Raw genomic sequence first — 18530 nt, 5'->3', positions numbered from 1 at the left:
TTACTTCCTGCCGGAATCACGGTCCTGCTTTGGGTTCAGACGTCGCCAGGCGTGACGCTTCAGCATCACCCAGGCCGCACTGCCCACCAGCGCGGAGAGCAGCATCGCCGCCACCGCCAGCAGCACCGAGTGCTGGTTGGCATACCACACCACCATCATGTACCAGGGCAACTCACCGCTGGGAAACTGCGCGCCGACGCGGAAACTGCGAATGCCGTTTTCATCGGTAATAATCGCGGTATCGCCACGAATGCCGGCGTTAATCTGCGCTGAACTCAAATCGTTATGCAGTCGCAACAGCTGATCGTCGCTGGTTGCCACCGTCATCACCACCAGCCGATCGCGGTTCCATGGCGATCGGTAGCTGAGGAAGCCTCGCCACGCTTCGTTGGAGGAGAAGTAACGATCGGCATCCAGCTGCTGACGGCTCCAGTCACCGGTCAGCCAGCCGCGTAATTTTTCCAGCGTGTCAGGCTCTTTCACCCCAAAAGTGCTGCTGGTGGCGTCATAAGGGGAAGCCGCCAGCATCGCCTGATTAAAGGCGCTGTTGCCGGTGGTGCTCACCGCCAGCAGATCGCTCTGCTGTATGCGCGCCAGATGGGTTCCGCCAGTCGGCAGGCCAAACAGTACCTGATTCTGTGTCAGCGCCAGACCGGTGGCTTTACCAGCCCGCGCCGCCAGATCCAGCAGCGTTGACAGTTCAGCATCGCTGGGCGTTTCCGGCAGCAGCAGCGTGGTCTGGCTGAAATCGGCCAGACGTGAGAACGGGAAAGAGGCACCCACAAAGTAAGAGAGGTTCGGCAGCATGCTGAAGTGACGGGTATGGCTCAGATCGATCCATGAATCCTCTTCAATCCGGCTCTTGATGTTGTTGTTCAGTAACACACCGCAGGGCGCATCAGCCCGCGGTTTGATATTGAAGTAGAGCGCCAGCTGGTTATCGCCATAGATCAGGTAGGGTTCGAGATTAAGCTGATACTGCTCCTGACGCGCATCACCGCCCAGACGGTGCCAGGCGTTCTCCAGCAGGCCGACTTTGTTCACCGTCAGATTGCGCAGAAAAGTGCCGTTGAGCATGACGTTAAGGAAGGAATTATCCTCATCGATCCAGCTTTCGGACGGGAAGCGATAGTGCAGATTGACCGGCACTGTGTCGCCATCCCACAGGAACAAATCAGGCGCGGCGCGGAAGTTAACACGCAGCGCATCATGCCAGATGCCGCTACTGGTCAGACTCTGATCTTTACGCAGCAGTTCGCTCAGTCGTACCGGGCGGTCAGTGTTAATCCAGCGCGGGGCATCGTAAGGTTTGCGGTTTGCAATAGTCTGTGCGGGGACCTGCAGATGACTCTCATCCGTCGTCAGTGGCTGCGTCGTCAGACGGTACGCCGCCTGACGCAACTGGTCCTCATTGTTGCCACTGACCAGCAGCAATTTGTAAACCGGATTATTGGGATTATCCACCACCTGCAACATCGGACCGTTACTGGCCGGGAAAGTCAGGGTGCCGATCCGGTCACCAGGATGACCAAACAGGATGCCGTTGTGTTCCGGCAGTTCGCCGCGCACCACCGGGAAACGGATGCCGCGATAATCACTCTGAATGCCAAGCCAGGATGTCACCAGTGCCGCCGCGCTGACAGCATCGGCTGAAACATGACTGGCAAAGCCCACCGTCACGGTGGACGCCGTCATCCGCTGAGGATCCAGGAAGGGGCGCGGGAAATTACGCAGGCTGGTGCCGATATTGAGCTTCTGACCCTCAAGGTGCAGCGATGTGTTCGGCAGAATGGTGACCTGATACTGCTGTGCGCTCTCTCTTTCACACAGCAACTTGTCCGCATCATTGATTTTAAAACTCAGATTGTTCGCCGACACCACCATCGCCGCCGGAATATCCAGCTCATAGTCGCTGACATCGCTGTCCGTCGCACCCAGCGGCAGCGTGCCGAGCGGCTGACCATTCAGCATCAGTTGTAGCGACGTATTGCGTGCCGCCAGCGCAGCTGAGACGCGCAGCGTCAGATTAAGTCGCGCATTGGTGATGACTTCATCGCCGGGCAGGGTAAAGGTGATGCCCGACTGAAGCTGGCCGCCGGTCAGCGTGATGCCGCGCGACTGGCCCATCTGGGCCACTGAAATAACACTACTGATTGGCTGATTGATGGCAGCCGCGATCGGCGGCTGCGCTTCTGCAACCGGCGCAGCTACCTGACCTGGCGCGTAGGGCAGCGCACTGGCGGCCGCTTCCAGCGCGGGATCGGCACTGCTCAGGCCCTGCGGCAGGGGCACCGCGGACAGCGCGCTGCTGTCCTGGGTCACCGCGCCGGTGGCGGCCATCGGCGCGGTGGTCTGGGCAGAAGCCGCCGCCTCACCGGTCGATGACGCGGTCTGATGCGTTGAGGCCGCGTCACCGGTCACTGAAGATGGCTGAGTTTGTGATGTCGCCTCGCTACCTGGGGCGTAAGAGGCGTTCACCGGGGGTGCCATGGCATTGGGTGATGCACTCTGAAGCGCCGATGCTGGTGCAGATTCTGCGGACGGTGTCGCAGATGGCGCATTTGCCGCTGGTGACACTGACGGCATTGCAGACTCTCCACCGCTGACCGGGACCGCTACCTGGTCTGAACCTGCCGTCTGGGTGGAACCATTATTCATGGGTGCCACAGATGCCGCATCGCTGACCGGAGCCAGATTTGTCGCGGGTGCACTGACGGTGGCATCGGCAGGCTGCGTGGCGGAAACGGCATCAGACGGCATCGGAGCCGGATTGTTTACCGGCGCACTGGCAGGCTGCGTGGTGGAAGCAGCATCAGGCGGCATCGGAGCCGGACTGTTTACCGGCGCACTGGCAGGCTGCGTGGTGGAAGCAGCATCAGGCGGCGTCGGGGCTGAACTGTTTACCGGCGCAGCACTGCTGTTATCAGCAGTAACCGGCGTTTCCGCGCCAGCGGGCGTCAGCCATAACGCTGCGGTCAGTGAACTGACCAGCAAAGTTTGCGTCAGGATCTTCATGCCGCCCCATCCTCTTTCGCCGCCGCGGCAACCGGGTCGACATTTTTACGTTTATCGTGGCGGCCTTTCCAGGTCAGCCAGAACAGCTCAAAGACGGTACGGATAATAGTGCCCAGCGAAATCAGCGGGTTGTCCTGCTTATACTCCGGCTGAATCCAGGCATCAGCACGAGCCAGCACCACACGGACCAGTTCGCGACGACGCGCCAGCGGCATCGCCTCAAAGCGCAGACGGATGCTCTCATCATCGCCGGAAATCTGACTGACCGGGATAGTGATCGCGCCGGATTTCAGCAGCAGATTAATCTCTTCAATCTCATCAGTTTCATGACGTCCATCGGGTGCATCAAGCTGCGCGCCGCCCATCGAAAGGTTGCTGGTCTGGGTGCGCGATGAAATGCCGCTGGCGTAATGAATAATCGCCGGGATTTGCACTTCAACACGGATGGTTTTACGCACCTGCTTGGTTTCGCGCGCCACGGCAATTGCCGCCATCAGAATGATCAGGCTGAAGATCGCCCAGCCGACGTTGAGCGCGATAACGTAAGGATCGACACCAAAATAGTCATGCATCACGGCACGCACCACGCCGGCTACAATGCCAATGCCCAGCAGCAGCGCCACAATCACATGCGGACGCACGATGTGGAAATCGAAGAAGCCCTGATCCAGCACGCCGCCTTTATCGGTCACGTTAAACTTGCCATGTTTTGGCGACAGCAGGGTCAGAATCGTCGGGATCACCAGATGGAAGCACATCACCGTCTCATAAATCTCACCCCAGAAGGTGTAACGGAAACGGCCATTCATCCGTGAGTTAACGTAGAGGGACATCACCAGATGGGGCAGCACATAGGCAAAGATCAGCGAGGCCGATGAGTGAATAATATTCAGGTTAAACAGCAGGTAAGCCAGCGGTGCGGTCAGGAAGGCAACGCGTGGCAGGCCAAACTGGAAATGCAGCATGGCGTTGAGATAGCAAAGACGCTGCTGCCACTTCAGGCCACGGCCAAACAGCGGGTTATCGACGCGGAAAATCTGTGTCATGCCACGCGCCCAGCGGGTACGCTGAATGATATGCAGGCCCAGACGTTCTGTTGCCAGACCGGCAGCCAGCGGGATCGACAAAAAGGCTGAGCCCCAGCCCAGTCGCTGCATTTTCAGGGCGGTGTGTGCATCTTCGGTCACGGTTTCAACGGCAAAACCGCCAATCTCTTCCAGCGCTGAACGACGGATAACCGCACAGGAGCCACAGAAGAAGGTGGCATTCCAGTTATCATTACCCTGCTGCACCGGGCCATAAAACAGCGAGCCTTCGTTTGGAATGCTGCGTGCTGCGCGCAGGTTACGCTCAAAGGGATCGGGAGAATAGAAGTAGTGCGGCGTCTGTAGCAGCGCCAGCTTCGGATCTTTCAGGAACGGTCCGACCGTCGCCTGCAGGAAGGTGCGCGTCGCCACGTGGTCGCAGTCGAAGATGCAAATCAGCTCACCTTTGGTGATTTTCATCGCATGGTTGAGGTTCCCGGCTTTGGCATGTTTATTGTCGTCACGGGTGATATAACCCACGCCGACATCCGCCGCAAAGCGGGCAAACTCGCTGCGCTTGCCATCATCCAGCAGATAGACCCTGATTTTGTCACGCGGGTAGTCGATACACTGCGCTGCGAGTACGGTGTCGCGCACCACATCAAGACTTTCATTGTAGGAAGGCACATAAATATCGACCGTCGGCCACAGGCTGGTGTCGTCCGGTAAGGGTTCGATGGTGCGTTTTAATGGCCAGGTGGTTTGCAGGAAGCCAAGAATTAAGATCAGCCAGACGTACAGCTCCGCCAGATATAAGCCAATGCCTAAGATAGCTTCAACTTCGGAATTAAAGTGCAGCGTCTCGGTGGTCCGCCACCAGATATAGCGGCTGGACATCAGCGCAGAGAGAACCACCATCACCACCGTTATTTTGCGGCTCTTGCTGAAACCCAATAAAAACATCATGCCGATGCTGATCAGACCAAAAATATACTGTTTCTGGCTGTCCATTGGCGTAATGATGATCACCGCCGCAACGGGTGCAAGCACCAGCAGCAGCAGGTAAAACCCGATTTTACTCATGATTCACCCTGAGAAGAGCTGTGTAAGTCAGTCGCCTGGCAGAAGCCGACTAAAAGTGGTTTGTGCGGATGGGAGCCTGAACTTCGCCATTACCCACGGTGATATTCAGAATGCTGCTGACCCTTTTCGCGATCAGTTCAATATCAAATGCCGCTGCCGAGGCGGGACTGAAATCATAAACAGACTGCTGCGAAGCATTGGCTTCACCTACACTTTCATCACGGTGAACCACGCCCAGTAAATTATCGCCCAGGCGCTGCTGCATAAACGCGGTGACATCGCGATTGATATTCCGGCGGTTGTCACACTGGTTAAGGATGAAATAGTGACCCTGCTTATTATTGAGAGGCTTACCGATCATCCGGTTCTCTTCAATCTGCGGTAATAACGATACTGATGCGGTATCGGCTAACATCACCACTAAATGCATATCGGCCAGCGCCGTCATTGCTTTAAGGGCGGGGCCCGGGCCCGGCGGGAAATCAGCCACGATCACCAGACCAGGATAATTGAGCACCGTATCCAGACCGCGCTTAATAAAGTGGGGATCTTTCATCAGGTTCTCTTCGAACCGTTCGCGCTGCGGCTCCGTGACGTCGCCATAGGGCAGCACAAAGATATTGCCGCCAGTGGTAAGAATCGACTGGCTCCAGTCCGCCTGCTCTTCTGAGCGCGCCACAAATCCGCGGCCATCATGAAGCGGCACGCCAAAGTGAAGACGCAGTGCATTCTGCACATCAAAATCAATCGCCAGAACTTTGCTACCGGAACGCGCCAGACTCCAGGCCAGATTCGCCGCCAGCGTGGTTTTCCCCACACCCCCCTTCGGCGAGCACACACAAACTAATGGCATAGCGCAATCTTCTCCAGTAACGGTTTGAGTAAGGTTTCTTTCGGCAGATTAATCTCGCGCGAGCGGAACAGCGCACCAAATCGCCCTGGCTCAGAATGGGTGGCGGTAGGTGCGACGACGGGCTGAAGCTCCGCCACGGTGGCAGGCCGGACCGACTCAGCACGCAGCATGGTCGCAGGCTCAGCCACGGCCACTTTTTGCAGTGGCGGCGGTGGCGGAAAGAGTGATGAAGGACCGCGTGCAGTCGTGCTGGTTGCTGGCAGGTTACTGCCTGACAGGCTATCGAGAATCGAGGTGCGGGCTGCCATTGCCAGTTGCGCAGTAAGTGCGGCATGTCGTGCCGGAGCCCCAGGCGGTGGAGCCGTAAACTCATCACCACGCAGCGGCTGAGGTTGCGGCAGGTCAATACGCTCGCCGCCGCCAAACGGTGTCTGATGTTCTTCTTTCGCCAGCTGGCGAATCAATGCCCATTTACTGTGTTCCGCCGCTTCCTGCGTCTGGCCAGACATATCTTTAAAGTCGATGTCGAGCGTTTGCGTTTTCTCTTTAAAACGCTGCAAATCATCGTAATTATTCTTCATTGGCCATGGCCTGCAACAAGGTGGGAATTTTCCTGGAATATAACACATCCCTTTAATATCAGTCAGAAAAACCTGATTACAAAAAAAGCAATTTCAATCAAATTGTTTAATCATAAAGATTCAATAGTGGCGGAAGAAAGCCTTTTCTGAGTCATTGCCGCTGATAATTAATAAGTAATACTTAAGTTAAATTCATTAGCACTGTTTTAATAATTTTTCTGAAAATACCGCTCTTACAACCTCTGGCACTGCCAGGCTGACTCCTGTAAACAGCCTTTCAAAGAGCGTTCAGGCTGCCGCAGGCGCAAAAAAATCGCATTTCTGCCATAAGTGATTGAGGCTATTTATCTTTTTTCATTGCAAATATCGCCAGAATAAAAACAGGTTAAAACTGATAACGGAAAAAGAGGAGGAATAACCAGAAAGTGCTCGCTGACCTGCCAGCAGTGCGGCTTGCAGCTGAGTTGAGATAAAAAAAGGCTCCAGAAAGGAGCCTTCGGCTGGGGAGTTAAGATCGCGAACAGGCTCAGCGCGGACGATTACGCACCTCATCCCTGAGGGGCACCCGTAGCCGGGCCAACGCGTTGCGTTGTTCAAAAACGCTCCCGGCGTTTTTAGTACGCACCTCATCCCTGAGGGGCGCCAGTAGCCGGGCCAACGCGTTGCGTTGTTCAAAAACGCTCCCGGCGTTTTTGTCCGGGGGGCGCAAAGTTTTGCTACAGGCCTGTGCTCCCATCGCTTTCAATTTTGTGCGGTCTGTAAACACCAGAATGCGCTGCCAATCCTCAGCTGACCTTTTCTGCCACGCCGACCGGTTGATTCTCATCCTGATCAACCGCGAAGCAGGCAATCTCCTGTCCGCCATAGTTTTTCAGCTTCGGCTGCAACTGCACGCAGGTGCCAAAACGTCGGTGGCAGCGCGCATTAAAGGCGCAGCCCGGCGGCGGATTAAGCGGGCTGGGCAGCTCGCCGGTCAGCTTAATGCGCTCACGACGGTCGTCAGGATTCAGACGCGGCGTCGCTGACAGCAAAGCCTGAGTATAAGGATGGCGCGGGTTGGCAAAAATCGCCTCTTTGCTGCCCTTCTCAACGCACCGGCCGAGATACATCACCATCACCTCATCGGCAATATGTTCCACCACCGACAAATCGTGCGAGATAAAGACATACGAAAGCCCCATATCCTGCTGCAGATCCATCATCAGGTTAAGCACCTGGGCACGCACCGACACGTCGAGCGCCGAAACCGGCTCATCGGCAATCAGGACGTCCGGATCGAGCATCAGCCCACGTGCGATGGCGATACGCTGACGCTGCCCGCCTGAGAACATGTGCGGGTAGCGGTCGTAGTGCTCGGTTTTCAGGCCGACTTTTGCCATCATCTCCAGCGTCTTCTCGCGGCGTTCCGCGCGGGTCAGCTGGGTATTAATCACCAGCGGCTCTTCCAGAATCTGGCTTACTTTTTTGCGTGGATTGAGTGAGCCGTACGGGTTCTGGAACACGATCTGGATTTTCTGGCGACGCAGCTTCTGCGCCTGGGGATCATGTTTCAGCAGATCCTGACCGTGCCAGTAAAGCTGCCCTTCGGTCGGGGTTTCAATCATCGTCAGCAGGCGGCCCAGCGTGGATTTACCACAGCCTGACTCGCCTACCACCGCCAGCGTTTTGCCGCGTTCCAGATTAAAAGAGACGCCATCCAGCGCTTTGACCAGACGCTCCTGACCAAACAGCCCCTTCTTCACCGGGTAGTGCTTCTTCAGATCAATCGCCTGCAGCAGGAACTGATCTTTAGTGGTTTCATGACTCATAAGTTGGTCTCCCGGCATCGTCCAGCGGATAGTGACACTTGGACTGGCGTCCTGGAATGGTGCGCAGTTCAGGTTCTTCCTGACGACAAAGGTCAGTCGCATAGGGGCAGCGTGGATTAAGCAGACAGCCAATCGGGCGGTCATACTTGCCCGGTACCACGCCAGGCAGCGAGGCCAGGCGTGCTTTATCGGCCGCGAACTCCGGCAGCGCACGCAGCAGCGCCTGCGTATAAGGATGGCGCGGCGCCTTAAAGATATCGGTCGCTTTCCCGCTCTCCACCACCTGACCGGCATACATCACGATAATGTGGTGCGCCGCTTCTGCCACTAACGCCAGATCGTGAGTAATCAGGATCAGCGCCATGTTCTCCTGCCGCTGCAACTCCAGCAGCAGTTCGATGATCTGCGCCTGAATGGTCACGTCGAGCGCCGTGGTCGGCTCATCGGCGATTAACAGCTTAGGCCGACAGGCGATCGCCATGGCAATCATCACACGCTGGCTCATGCCGCCCGACAGCTGGTGCGGATAGACATCGAGCCGTGACGCGGGATCGGGAATACCAACCTGATTCAGCAGGTCGATCGCCCGCTGACGCCGGGTGCGTTTATTGCCGCCCTGATGCACCTTGATCGCTTCCATGATCTGGAAACCTACGGTGTAGCAGGGATTCAGGCTGGTCATCGGGTCCTGAAAAATCATCGCCACTTCTGCGCCCACCAGCTGGCGGCGCTCACGTTCGGAGATGTTCTGCAGGTCGCGCTGGTTAAACTCCAGCTTCTCAGCCATCACCTTGCCGGGGAAATCGATCAGCCCCATGATCGCCAGGGAACTCACCGATTTACCGGAGCCGGACTCACCCACGATACCCACGACCTGGCCCTGCTCAACCTGATAACTGATGCGGTCAACAGCGCGGAACGGTGCTTTATCGTCGCCGAAATGCACCGATAGTTTGTCTACATTTAATAACGCCATCTCGGTGCCTCTTTACTGCTTGAGTTTCGGGTCGAGTGCATCACGCAAACCATCGCCCATCAGGTTAAATGCCAGCACGGTAAGCAGAATGACCAATCCAGGGAAGGTCACTACCCACCAGGCACTTTGCGCATACTGCAGGACGTCGGAGAGCATCGTGCCCCACTCCGGCGTTGGCGGTTGCGCACCCATACCGAGAAAGCCCAACGCCGCCATATCGAGAATGGCGTTGGAGAAACCTAATGAAGCCTGCACGATCAGCGGTGCAAGGCAGTTAGGCAGAATATTCACAAACATCTGGCGCAGCATACCGGCGCCGGCCACGCCGGAGGCGGTCACATAGTCGCGGTTCACTTCCACCAGCACCGCCGCGCGGGTCAGACGGATATAGTGCGGCAGCGCCACAAAGGTCAGCGCGATAGAGGCGTTAACGATCGAAGGGCCAAAGATGGCGACCAGCACCAGCGCCAGCAGCAGGCTGGGCAGCGCCAGCATGATATCGACGACACGCATGATGATGGCATCGACCACGCCGCCGAGATAACCGGCCAGCAGGCCAAATATCACGCCAAAAATCAGTGACAGCACCACCACCAGGCAGCCCACCAGCAGCGACAGGCGCGCGCCGTACATCAGACGCGACAGCACATCGCGGCCTACATCGTCGGTGCCCAGAATGTAGCTCCAGCTGCCGCCTTCCTGCCAGACCGGCGGATGCAGCAGCGCATCGCGGAACTGTTCAGCAGGGGCATGCGGGGCCAGCACATCGGCAAAAATGGCACACAGCAACACAATGATGATGTAGACCAGGCCCACAACGGCGCCCTTGTTACGTTTAAAGTAGTGCCAGAATTCCTGAAACGGGGTCATCGGCTTGGGTGCAACGGTAACGCTGCCGGGATCAACAACAGACATGATGCCCCCTTATTTCTTATGACGTATGCGCGGGTTAACCACGCCATACAGCAGGTCAACCAGCAGGTTGACCACAATAATCAGTACTGCTGTCAGCAGCACCCCGCCCTGCACCACCGGATAGTCACGGCGCTGCAACGCTTCAATCAGCCAGCGACCCAGGCCCGGCCACGAGAAGATGGTTTCGGTCAGAATCGCCCCGGCCAGCAAGGTGCCGACCTGCAGGCCGATCACCGTAACCACCGGCAGCATGGCGTTTCGCAGCGCATGCACTACGATCACGCGCATCCGCGTCAGGCCTTTGGCACGCGCAGTACGGATGTAATCTTCACCCAGCACTTCGAGCATCGCCGATCGCGTCATTCGCACAATCACCGCCAGCGGAATGGTGCCGAGCACGATGGCAGGCAGAATCATGTGCATCACCGCATCGTGGAAGTCGCCCGGCTCACCCCAGAAGAAGGTATCGATCAGCATAAAGCCGGTCAGCGGCATGGTGTCATCCAGGAATACGGTGTCGCCGACCCGCCCGGAAACCGGCGTCAGGTTGAGCTGTACCGAGACCAGCATGATCAGCATGATGCCCCACCAGAAGATCGGCATGGAGTAGCCGGTCAGTGAGATCCCCACGGCGGTGTGATCGAAAATCGACCCCCGCTTCACGGCGGCCATGACCCCAACCGGGATACCAATGGCCACGGCAAATATCATGGCGCAGAAGCCGAGTTCCAGCGTCGCTTTGAAGCGCGGAACAAACTCATCCCAGACCGGGATGCGGCTCTTGAGTGAAATGCCCAGGTCGCCATGTAATACGCCGTTAATGTAGTTCAGGTACTGTTTCCACAGCGGCTGATCCAGACCTAACAGCGCCATTAACTGTGCATGGCGTTCAGGAGAAATACCGCGTTCGCCCGCCATGATCAGTACCGGATCGCCGGGGATCATGTGAACAAATGCGAAGGTGAGTAATGTAATACCGATAAACGTTGGGATGACAAGGCCCAGACGTCGGAGTATGAACTGCAGCATAATCCGGGTTCTCTCTTGTCCGCGCGACCGTCGCCGCGAGGGTAGTTATTGCTTACATCTGACGATCGGGTAGGCCCGACCGCGACGCAGACAGGCTGCGCCTCTACCGTTTCCAGTAAAACAGGGAGATAAAGCCGGGGCGACGCGCAGCCGCCCCGGAAAAGGCGACAATTATTCTTTAATGTCTACCTGAGCAAAGTAGTGTCCGCCCAGCGGATCGACTTTGTACCCGGAGACTTTCTTGCTGACCGGTTCGTATACCGTTGAGTGCGCGATCATCAGCGCCGGTACCTGGTCATGCATCACAACCTGTGCCTGCTTGTAGTACTCGATGCGCTTCGCCTGATCGGCGGTGGCGCGAGCTGGCTGAATCTGATCCTCAAAGGATTTATCACACCAGCGCGAGTAGTTAGAGCCATCTTTTGCCGCTGAACAGCTGAACAGGGTGGCCAGGAAGTTATCCGGATCCCCATTGTCGCCGGTCCAGCCCATCATGACGGTCTGGTGCTCGCCTGCTTTGGCGCGCTTCAGATATTCGCCCCACTCGTAGGTGACGATTTTGGCTTTGACGCCAATCTTCGCCCAGTCGCTCTGGATCATCTCAGCCATGCGGCGCGCATTCGGGTTGTAAGGACGCTGAACCGGCATTGCCCACAGGTCGATTGAGAAGCCGTCTGCCATGCCCGCTTCTTTCAGCAACGCTTTGGCTTTCTCAGGATCGTAGGCGTAGTCTTTTACGTCGTCGTTATAGCCCCACATCGTTGGTGGGATCAGGTTTTTAGCAGGCTGACCTGCACCCTGATAAACGGCTTCGATAATCGCCTTTTTGTTGACCGCCATGGTCAGTGCCTGACGCACTTTCAGGTTATCCAGCGGTTTTTTCTCAACGTTGTACGACAGATAGCCGACGTTCAGGCCAGCCTGCTCATACAGGTTGATGTTTTTGTCCTGCTTCATACGCGCGATGTCAGCCGGGTTTGGATAGGGCATGACCTGACATTCGCCCTTCTGCAGCTTGGCGTAACGCACTGAAGCATCCGGGGTAATGGAGAAGACTAAGCGATCGATTTTCGGCTTGGTGCCCCAGTAATCCGGGTTAGCTTTGTAAAGGATGCGCGAATCTTTCTGGTACTGCAGCAGCTGGAACGGACCGGTACCGACCGGATTCAGGTCGACGTTTTGCGGGGTGCCCGCTTTCAGCATGTTGTCAGCGTACTCTTTCGACAGAATCGAGGCGAAGTCCATGCCGAGGTCAGCAAGGAACGGCGATTCAGGACGCGTCAGCACAAAGCGCACGGTGTTCTCGTCCACTTTTTCAATTTTGCTGATCAGCTTCGGCATGTCCATGCCTTCGAAATATTCGTAGCTGCCGCCGGAGACGCCGTGATAGGCGTTGTTTTTATCCAGCTGGCGCTCAAAGGTGAACACCACATCATCCGCATTAAAGTCGCGCGTCGGTTTGAAATCTTTGGTGGTCTGCCACTTCACGCCTTTGCGCAGGTGGAAGGTGTAAGTTTTACCGTCTTCACTGACATCCCACTTCTCTGCCAGCGCAGCGTGCAGTTCGGTGGTGCCGATAGTGAACTCAACCAGTCGGTTGTAGATCTGACGTGAGCTGGCATCGTAGGTGGTGCCCGAGGTGAACAACTGCGGGTTAAAGCCTTCCGGAGAACCTTCAGAACAGTAGACCAGGGTTTTTGCCTGAACACCGGCGGCGACAGTCATAGCAATCAGGCTCAGACCGACCTTCAGCATCCCGGATTTAGCCAGGGAGTTGATCATGCTTTTGCTCCATTGTGATGTGATGTTGTGTGTATTGCCCGACCTCTGATTTTTTTATGCGGTTCAGGCGTACCACCGAACAGGTGGTTAAAGCACGCTACGTTTTTTTTGTTTTTTCTAATGCAGATGGTGCATTCAGAAAATTCCGTAACTGCGCGTTTATTGACGCATCAATTTGTCAACAGTTGCAAAGAACGTCAATACAACGGTTACTTATTTACACAGAGTGTGAGGGATAGCATGCAACGGTAATAAAAACCCTTTCGGCCTAAAAGCCATACAATGCACAGCGCTGCTGGTCTGATTTCCGTGCATTGTGCTGGATGGTTGTTCTATCGCTAGTGATTCTCACCGCTAAAAAACTTAAAACTTTTACCGGCAAATGTTGAATAACTGAACGATTCACCGTGCGTTATGACGTTCATCCAGCGGAATATGCTGGTAAAGAAGCATAAGAAATCAGCATGTTGCCGCTTTCGGTCATAAGAAGAATGTGTCGCGAATTATGATCGCATCTCTTATATGGCAAGGCCTGCCAGCGGGTAAGTGATGATAACAAAGGCTGGTAAACAGAATGCGCGGTGGATGGGGTTTACTGGAACTTTCTGGAAGGTGACAGCTGAGGTTTGGATCTGTCAGCCGTCTGAGGCTCCCAAATAAGTACCTGATGCGTCTGCCAGACGTGAAGCGAAGGGAGCATACGCCTGGAGCAAAGCATCGCGGGCCAGGGATGGCCTGCGTTGAGCCTGCCAGGGATGGCGTTTTTGCGTCTTTGCGGAAGGCGTATGCTCCCTGAAGCCCACTCAGCGGTAATAATGTGAATGCTTAGCGGTCAGATCGAGACTGCTTCGGGAACACGGTCAGATCGGAAAGGCGCTTAAACCATCCATGGACGCTCGGCCCACGCCGTCCATGGCGTGGGACGCTTTCCTCCTCTGCCCCTGTTCCCTTCGCCTTGAGATTGTTCATTGCTGTCAGCGTCACTCGGGTTTGGATCTGTTAGCCGTCTGAGGCTCCCAGCGTCTGCCTGGCGTATGCTCCCTGAAGCCCGCTCAACGGTAAATCCGTACCTTTCATCCTCTTTTCTTCAGACGAAAAAAAACCTGTCTTTTCAGACAGGTTTCTTAAATATGGTCGGCGAGAGAGGATTCGAACCTCCGACCCACTGGTCCCAAACCAGTTGCGCTACCAAGCTGCGCTACTCGCCGATGGGGGCGCATGTTACTGCTACCCCCGATCAGCGTCAACCGCTTTTTATGCTTTTGTCGCCAATCGCCTGGAAAGCACGCGGTTACCGGGAATCAGCCGCCTGCTTTACCCTTTTCGACCACTATTACAGCGGTTTAGCCTGACCATTACCCGGTGCCTGACACCAGTTGTTGGCCGGGTTAATACCGCCATCTGGCGAGGTGTAACCCAGACAACCCAGGATGGTATCGAACAGCTCAACGTGGCGATGGGTCCGGCCCACACGCTGCTGCGCCTGCAGACGCTCAAAGTTGCTGCGGTTCTGACTGTCTTCCAGATACTTATCTGACGCCCAGACCATCATCGGCACCCGGAACTGCTCAGGCGGAGCCATCTCACGCGGCGTGCCGTGCAGGTGCATATTCTCGCTAATCGACTCACCATGGTCGGCGGCATAGAAGACAATCGCCTTCTTATCACGCAGCTGATCCAGCACGCTATCCAGCATGCTATCGACATACAGCACCGAGTTGTCATAAGCGTTGATCAACTGCGCTTTGCTGCAGGTCTCATCCACGCCCATACACTCCGGCTGATATTTCGCGAAGCTGCGCGGATAACGCTGTGAATAGAGGTAGTGCGAACCTTTGGTGTGCAACACAATCAGATGCTTACCTTTCGGGAAACGATCCAGTGACGCTTTCATCTCCGGCACCAGCAGCATGTCATCCACCGCTTTGCCCTGATTACGCTTCTCTGAACCAATCTGCTCACGGAAGGCAAAATTGTTGGCATTGATGTTGTCGTAGAACCAGACTTCGCTCTGCATCGCAAACAGCTCAGAGGTGAAGCCCAGCTCTTTCATCACCGCAAACACATTCTGCTCTTTCAGCGTGCGGCCCGGATTATCCATAGTGCCGCCTTCGCGCACGAACATGCAGCGCAGTGACAGCTTGGTCGCGGTATCACAGGACTCGCCCCGGAATGCCACCAGGTTCTTCTCTTTCGACAGCTTCGGCGTAGTGTCACGCTCATAGCCCAGCATCCCCATGTGATCCCAGCGCGTGGTTTCGCCAATCACAAACACCACATAGGTATCATCAAGCCCGGCAGGCGCGACGTAGGTAAACTTCTTCGCCGGATCCAGCAGTTCCTGGCTGTTCAGCGACTCATCCACACGGGTCCAGGCAAACAGGCCCACAGCCGCCAGCCAGTTCGAAGGAAGATAAGAGTGCGCCACCACACCGCCGTAACTCGGCAGATCGATGTTAGTGATCTCTTCGTTATGCTTCTGCAGCTTGTCGAAAAACCGAATCGGCAGCCAGACCAGCGCCACGCAGAGCAGCATGATCAGGGTGGGTTTCAGGCGCTGTCCCGGCGTACGCAGCTGTTCGTTCAGCGTCATGCTCAGCTTATTGCGCCAGATCATCAGCAGTGGCAGCGCGCTGACCAGCACCATCCACAGGATGAAATGGTAACCAATCACCTCTTTAGAGAGATCGGTGTCAGTCGTCATCACCGAAGCCACAATGCCGTAGCCGATCACCACGTTAAAAAACGCCATGTAATAGGCGGCGGCAACCGAAATCAGCACAATCAGCGTGGCCAGCACGCGATAAAACCACTTTCCTCCCAGCGACAGCAGACGCATCAGGAAGAAAGTCAGCACCACAATGGCCACTACCTCGGTGACGGCAGTCAGCCAGTTCGTAACCGTAGAGTGCCTGAGAAAACCGTCAAAACGACGATAGAAAATCGGCAAATTCAATAAGATACCGAGATAGAGCGCCAGCAAGAGCGATAACTTCTGCTGAGTCAGGGTTTTAATGTAATTCATGAAAAAAGGTGTTTCTCCGGTGTGAAGCGCTTGACCAAATCTTTTATGTGACTGCCGAAACGCGGCAGAGTTCGCTGAATAAGCGGACCGGACAAGATGAAGGAAAATTCTGAACGGATTTACAGGCTATAACGCGAGGTGGCTCAGTAAAACATGGTCGCGTTTGATAGACCAGAAAATAATCGTTGTCGACCTGATTAGCACATTTTTTGTACACATCGAACAGGAACGGCCGGGTGGGCTGTTGCAGACAGCTGCAGGAGAGTGAAAATGACAGAGGAAAAAAAGTGCGGGCCTGATAATTTCAGGCCCGCAGCACGCTTAGCGAATAATGTTCAGCGTGACATCGATGTTGTTGCGGGTGGCGTTTGAGTAAGGACAAACGATGTGTGCCGCATCAACCAGCTTCTGCGCTTCTGCTTCATCCATCTCTGGCAGATGAATGTTCAGGGTCGCTTCAATACCAAAACCATCAGGGATAGGGCCGATACCCACTTCACCTTCGATCCAGGCGTCTTTTGGCATGGTGATTTTGTCACGGCCTGCCACAAACTTCATCGCGCCCAGGAAGCAGGCAGAATAGCCCGCAGCAAACAGCTGCTCCGGGTTAGTCACTTCGCCGCCTGCACCGCCCATCTCTTTTGGCACACCCAGTTTCACGTCCAGTACACCGTCAGAAGAGGTTGCACGACCATCACGACCACCGGTTGCTTTGGCTTTGGCGCGGTAAACCACTTGTTCTAAAGACATGACATTTCTCCATTACGCTATTTAATCGCCCACTACTTATACAGCCGTAATCAGGCGGTGAGGTTTAACGGGTGCCGCGCACCCGTCAGCAATATTTATCGTGACTTATTCAGGTTATCTCGCAACCCATCCAGCTGTAATTTCAGCGCCAGCAAAGCGTCATCATCACAGGCTGTGGCACACTTGACCGCTTCAGGAATGGCTTCAGCCCTGGCCCGTAACGCCTGCCCGGCTTCGGTCAGCGTCACCGCAACCTGGCGTTCATCCTGACGGGTTCGCTGCCGGTTAATCAGGCCTGCACTTTCCAGTCGCTTCAGAAGTGGCGTTAATGTTGCCGAGTCTAAAAAAAGCTGCTCGCCAATCTCTGACACCGTGACATCATCTTTCTGCCACAACACCAGCATGACCAGATATTGAGGATAGGTGATGTCGAGCTGGCTCAGCAACTGACGATAGACTTTATTCATCGCCAGGTTGGCAGAATAAAGCGCAAAGCAGAGGTGCTGATCGACCAACAGTGGCATCGTTTTCACTTTTTTGTCATCTTGATCACAGTTCATGGTTAATAATATAGATAGCGCGCTAGATAATTGCAAGCAAACTTTTTGTCAGGGGGAAAGGCATGCAGGATTCACTGGAAGAACAGGCGCGTCGCTTCGCCACCGAGGCACATGCCAGTGCCGGTCAGCGCCGCAAATATACCGATGAGCCTTATATTGTTCATCCGGCAGCGGTGGTGGAACTGGTGCGCAGCGTCAGCCATGACGACGCGTTGTTAGCGGCAGCCTGGCTGCACGATACCGTAGAAGATACCGCAACCACACAGAGCGATATCGAAACGCACTTTGGTACGCGCGTGGCAAGCCTGGTAGAGATGCTGACCAACAGCGCACCCGCTGGGGCAAAAAATCGCACGGCCCGTAAACTGGCGCACTTCCGCCATACAGCCAGCGCCAGTTCTGAGGCACAAACCATCAAACTGGCTGACATCATCGATAACACCCGCGCGATTGTGCGTTTTGATCCCGACTTTGCGCGGGTCTACCTGGTTGAAAAGCAGATACAGATTGAGTTGCTGAAGCAGGGAGATGCGCAGTTATGGCAGCAGGCTTCAATGATTATCGAAAGCGGACTCGCACAGTTGCGGGAGCCGCCCTATAGCGTGCCGGAGAGCTGGTTTGCCAGACAGGCGGCTAAATACAGCGAATTACGCTAATAAAAAACCCGCCAGCGGCGGGTTCTTTTCGTGATATCAGTTTATTCAAGCAACTGCCGTCCCAGATAGGGATTGGCATGTAATAACTTCATCAATTTCTGCGCTGTCGCGGAAGGACGGGTACGCCGGGCTTCCCAGCTTTTCACGGAAGAAACGCTCACGCCCATTACTTTTGCAAACTCATCAACCTGCATGCCGGTCATTTCACGCAGACGCTGCGGCTCTGGCTGGGCGGGTTGCTGACGCTGAATAAGTAACTCGGCGGCGCGATCATCACGTGTCAAAACAATCTGCTCAAGGCTGCTGAGCAATTCAAACATCGGGTCTTTTAATTCCATAGAGAACTCCTTAAAAACTCGCTATGAAGCACGTGAAAGTAGAGAGGTACGAGCCTGAAGTCAGGACTCTGAAACCGGGCCTGTTTCAGGCTGGATCCCGCAAGGGTTTATTTTTGTTATGAGAGAAACCATTA

14 protein-coding genes and 1 tRNA gene are annotated in these 18530 nt (G+C 55.4%); 1 reads left to right on the top strand and 14 read right to left on the bottom strand.

Annotation, left to right across the window (positions count from 1 at the left end; translation table 11 throughout):
• The 13 genes from bcsB to LC417_RS19650 form a co-directional block, all read right to left on the bottom strand.
• Complete coding sequence (gene bcsB / locus LC417_RS19710; protein WP_223566262.1) at nucleotides 1-3015, bottom strand: cellulose biosynthesis cyclic di-GMP-binding regulatory protein BcsB; 3015 nt, start codon at nucleotides 3013-3015, stop codon at nucleotides 1-3.
• The gene (bcsA, locus tag LC417_RS19705; protein ID WP_223566261.1) at nucleotides 3012-5123 is read right to left on the bottom strand and encodes a UDP-forming cellulose synthase catalytic subunit; all 2112 of its coding nucleotides are present in this window, start codon (nucleotides 5121-5123) and stop codon (nucleotides 3012-3014) included. Before bcsA ends, bcsB begins: the two co-directional genes overlap by 4 nt.
• A gap of 49 nt (nucleotides 5124-5172) precedes the next feature.
• Nucleotides 5173-5976, bottom strand: a complete 804-nt coding sequence (bcsQ, locus tag LC417_RS19700) for a cellulose biosynthesis protein BcsQ (protein ID WP_010671647.1) — start codon at nucleotides 5974-5976, stop codon at nucleotides 5173-5175.
• Entirely contained in the window at nucleotides 5967-6557 is a 591-nt protein-coding gene (gene bcsO / locus LC417_RS19695; protein WP_223566260.1) for a cellulose biosynthesis protein BcsO, read from the bottom strand. The genes bcsQ and bcsO overlap by 10 nt, the downstream gene beginning before the upstream one ends.
• 785 nt (nucleotides 6558-7342) lie before the next feature.
• A complete protein-coding gene (gene dppF, locus LC417_RS19690) occupies nucleotides 7343-8365 on the bottom strand; it encodes a dipeptide ABC transporter ATP-binding subunit DppF (protein WP_010671644.1) in 1023 nt (340 codons plus the stop codon).
• Complete coding sequence (gene dppD / locus LC417_RS19685) at nucleotides 8355-9341, bottom strand: dipeptide ABC transporter ATP-binding protein (protein WP_010257423.1); 987 nt, start codon at nucleotides 9339-9341, stop codon at nucleotides 8355-8357. Before dppD ends, dppF begins: the two co-directional genes overlap by 11 nt.
• 12 nt (nucleotides 9342-9353) lie before the next feature.
• Nucleotides 9354-10256 (bottom strand): dipeptide ABC transporter permease DppC, encoded by a 903-nt coding sequence (dppC, locus tag LC417_RS19680; RefSeq protein WP_010671643.1) that lies wholly within the window; start codon nucleotides 10254-10256, stop codon nucleotides 9354-9356.
• Between the two features lie 9 nt (nucleotides 10257-10265).
• Nucleotides 10266-11285, bottom strand: a complete 1020-nt coding sequence (gene dppB, locus LC417_RS19675) for a dipeptide ABC transporter permease DppB (RefSeq protein WP_022624833.1) — start codon at nucleotides 11283-11285, stop codon at nucleotides 10266-10268.
• Between the two features lie 171 nt (nucleotides 11286-11456).
• On the bottom strand, nucleotides 11457-13067 hold the full coding sequence (gene dppA, locus LC417_RS19670) for a dipeptide ABC transporter periplasmic-binding protein DppA (protein WP_010671642.1): 1611 nt from the start codon (nucleotides 13065-13067) through the stop codon (nucleotides 11457-11459).
• 1131 nt (nucleotides 13068-14198) lie between these two features.
• Nucleotides 14199-14275 (bottom strand) — tRNA-Pro (locus LC417_RS19665).
• Nucleotides 14276-14400: 125 nt separating this feature from the next.
• Nucleotides 14401-16092 carry a kdo(2)-lipid A phosphoethanolamine 7''-transferase gene (gene eptB / locus LC417_RS19660; protein ID WP_010257429.1) on the bottom strand — a complete coding sequence of 564 codons (1692 nt, stop codon included), beginning with the start codon at nucleotides 16090-16092 and terminating at the stop codon, nucleotides 14401-14403.
• A 321-nt stretch (nucleotides 16093-16413) separates the two neighbouring features.
• Nucleotides 16414-16842 (bottom strand): organic hydroperoxide resistance protein, encoded by a 429-nt coding sequence (locus LC417_RS19655; protein WP_010257431.1) that lies wholly within the window; start codon nucleotides 16840-16842, stop codon nucleotides 16414-16416.
• A gap of 95 nt (nucleotides 16843-16937) precedes the next feature.
• Nucleotides 16938-17402, bottom strand: a complete 465-nt coding sequence (locus tag LC417_RS19650) for a MarR family winged helix-turn-helix transcriptional regulator (protein WP_010671641.1) — start codon at nucleotides 17400-17402, stop codon at nucleotides 16938-16940.
• Between the two features lie 62 nt (nucleotides 17403-17464).
• On the opposite strand from LC417_RS19650, the gene LC417_RS19645 reads away from it, so the two are divergent.
• Nucleotides 17465-18058, top strand: coding sequence for an HD domain-containing protein (locus LC417_RS19645; RefSeq protein ID WP_223566259.1), 594 nt, complete (start codon nucleotides 17465-17467; stop codon nucleotides 18056-18058).
• Nucleotides 18059-18099: 41 nt separating this feature from the next.
• On the opposite strand, the gene LC417_RS19640 is transcribed toward LC417_RS19645, so the two are convergent.
• Nucleotides 18100-18396, bottom strand: coding sequence for an HTH-type transcriptional regulator (locus tag LC417_RS19640; RefSeq protein WP_010257438.1), 297 nt, complete (start codon nucleotides 18394-18396; stop codon nucleotides 18100-18102).
• Nucleotides 18397-18530 lie beyond the last annotated feature (134 nt).

The sequence above is a fragment of the Pantoea sp. OVA07A genome, from assembly GCF_019969975.1.
Classification (GTDB): domain Bacteria; phylum Pseudomonadota; class Gammaproteobacteria; order Enterobacterales; family Enterobacteriaceae; genus Pantoea; species Pantoea agglomerans.
Note: the sequence above shows the minus strand (reverse complement) of the source record. Positions and strands in the feature narration are given on the sequence as shown.

Bases quoted from the DNA above. Each gene is read 5' to 3' on its own strand.
- bcsB (WP_223566262.1), bottom strand. From the start codon at position 3,015: ATGAAGATCCTGACGCAAACTTTGCTGGTCAGTTCACTGACCGCAGCG.
- bcsA (WP_223566261.1), bottom strand. From the start codon at position 5,123: ATGAGTAAAATCGGGTTTTACCTGCTGCTGCTGGTGCTTGCACCCGTT.
- bcsQ (WP_010671647.1), bottom strand. From the start codon at position 5,976: ATGCCATTAGTTTGTGTGTGCTCGCCGAAGGGGGGTGTGGGGAAAACC.
- bcsO (WP_223566260.1), bottom strand. From the start codon at position 6,557: ATGAAGAATAATTACGATGATTTGCAGCGTTTTAAAGAGAAAACGCAA.
- dppF (WP_010671644.1), bottom strand. From the start codon at position 8,365: ATGAGTCATGAAACCACTAAAGATCAGTTCCTGCTGCAGGCGATTGAT.
- dppD (WP_010257423.1), bottom strand. From the start codon at position 9,341: ATGGCGTTATTAAATGTAGACAAACTATCGGTGCATTTCGGCGACGAT.
- dppC (WP_010671643.1), bottom strand. From the start codon at position 10,256: ATGTCTGTTGTTGATCCCGGCAGCGTTACCGTTGCACCCAAGCCGATG.
- dppB (WP_022624833.1), bottom strand. From the start codon at position 11,285: ATGCTGCAGTTCATACTCCGACGTCTGGGCCTTGTCATCCCAACGTTT.
- dppA (WP_010671642.1), bottom strand. From the start codon at position 13,067: ATGATCAACTCCCTGGCTAAATCCGGGATGCTGAAGGTCGGTCTGAGC.
- eptB (WP_010257429.1), bottom strand. From the start codon at position 16,092: ATGAATTACATTAAAACCCTGACTCAGCAGAAGTTATCGCTCTTGCTG.
- LC417_RS19655 (WP_010257431.1), bottom strand. From the start codon at position 16,842: ATGTCTTTAGAACAAGTGGTTTACCGCGCCAAAGCCAAAGCAACCGGT.
- LC417_RS19650 (WP_010671641.1), bottom strand. From the start codon at position 17,402: ATGAACTGTGATCAAGATGACAAAAAAGTGAAAACGATGCCACTGTTG.
- LC417_RS19645 (WP_223566259.1), top strand. From the start codon at position 17,465: ATGCAGGATTCACTGGAAGAACAGGCGCGTCGCTTCGCCACCGAGGCA.
- LC417_RS19640 (WP_010257438.1), bottom strand. From the start codon at position 18,396: ATGGAATTAAAAGACCCGATGTTTGAATTGCTCAGCAGCCTTGAGCAG.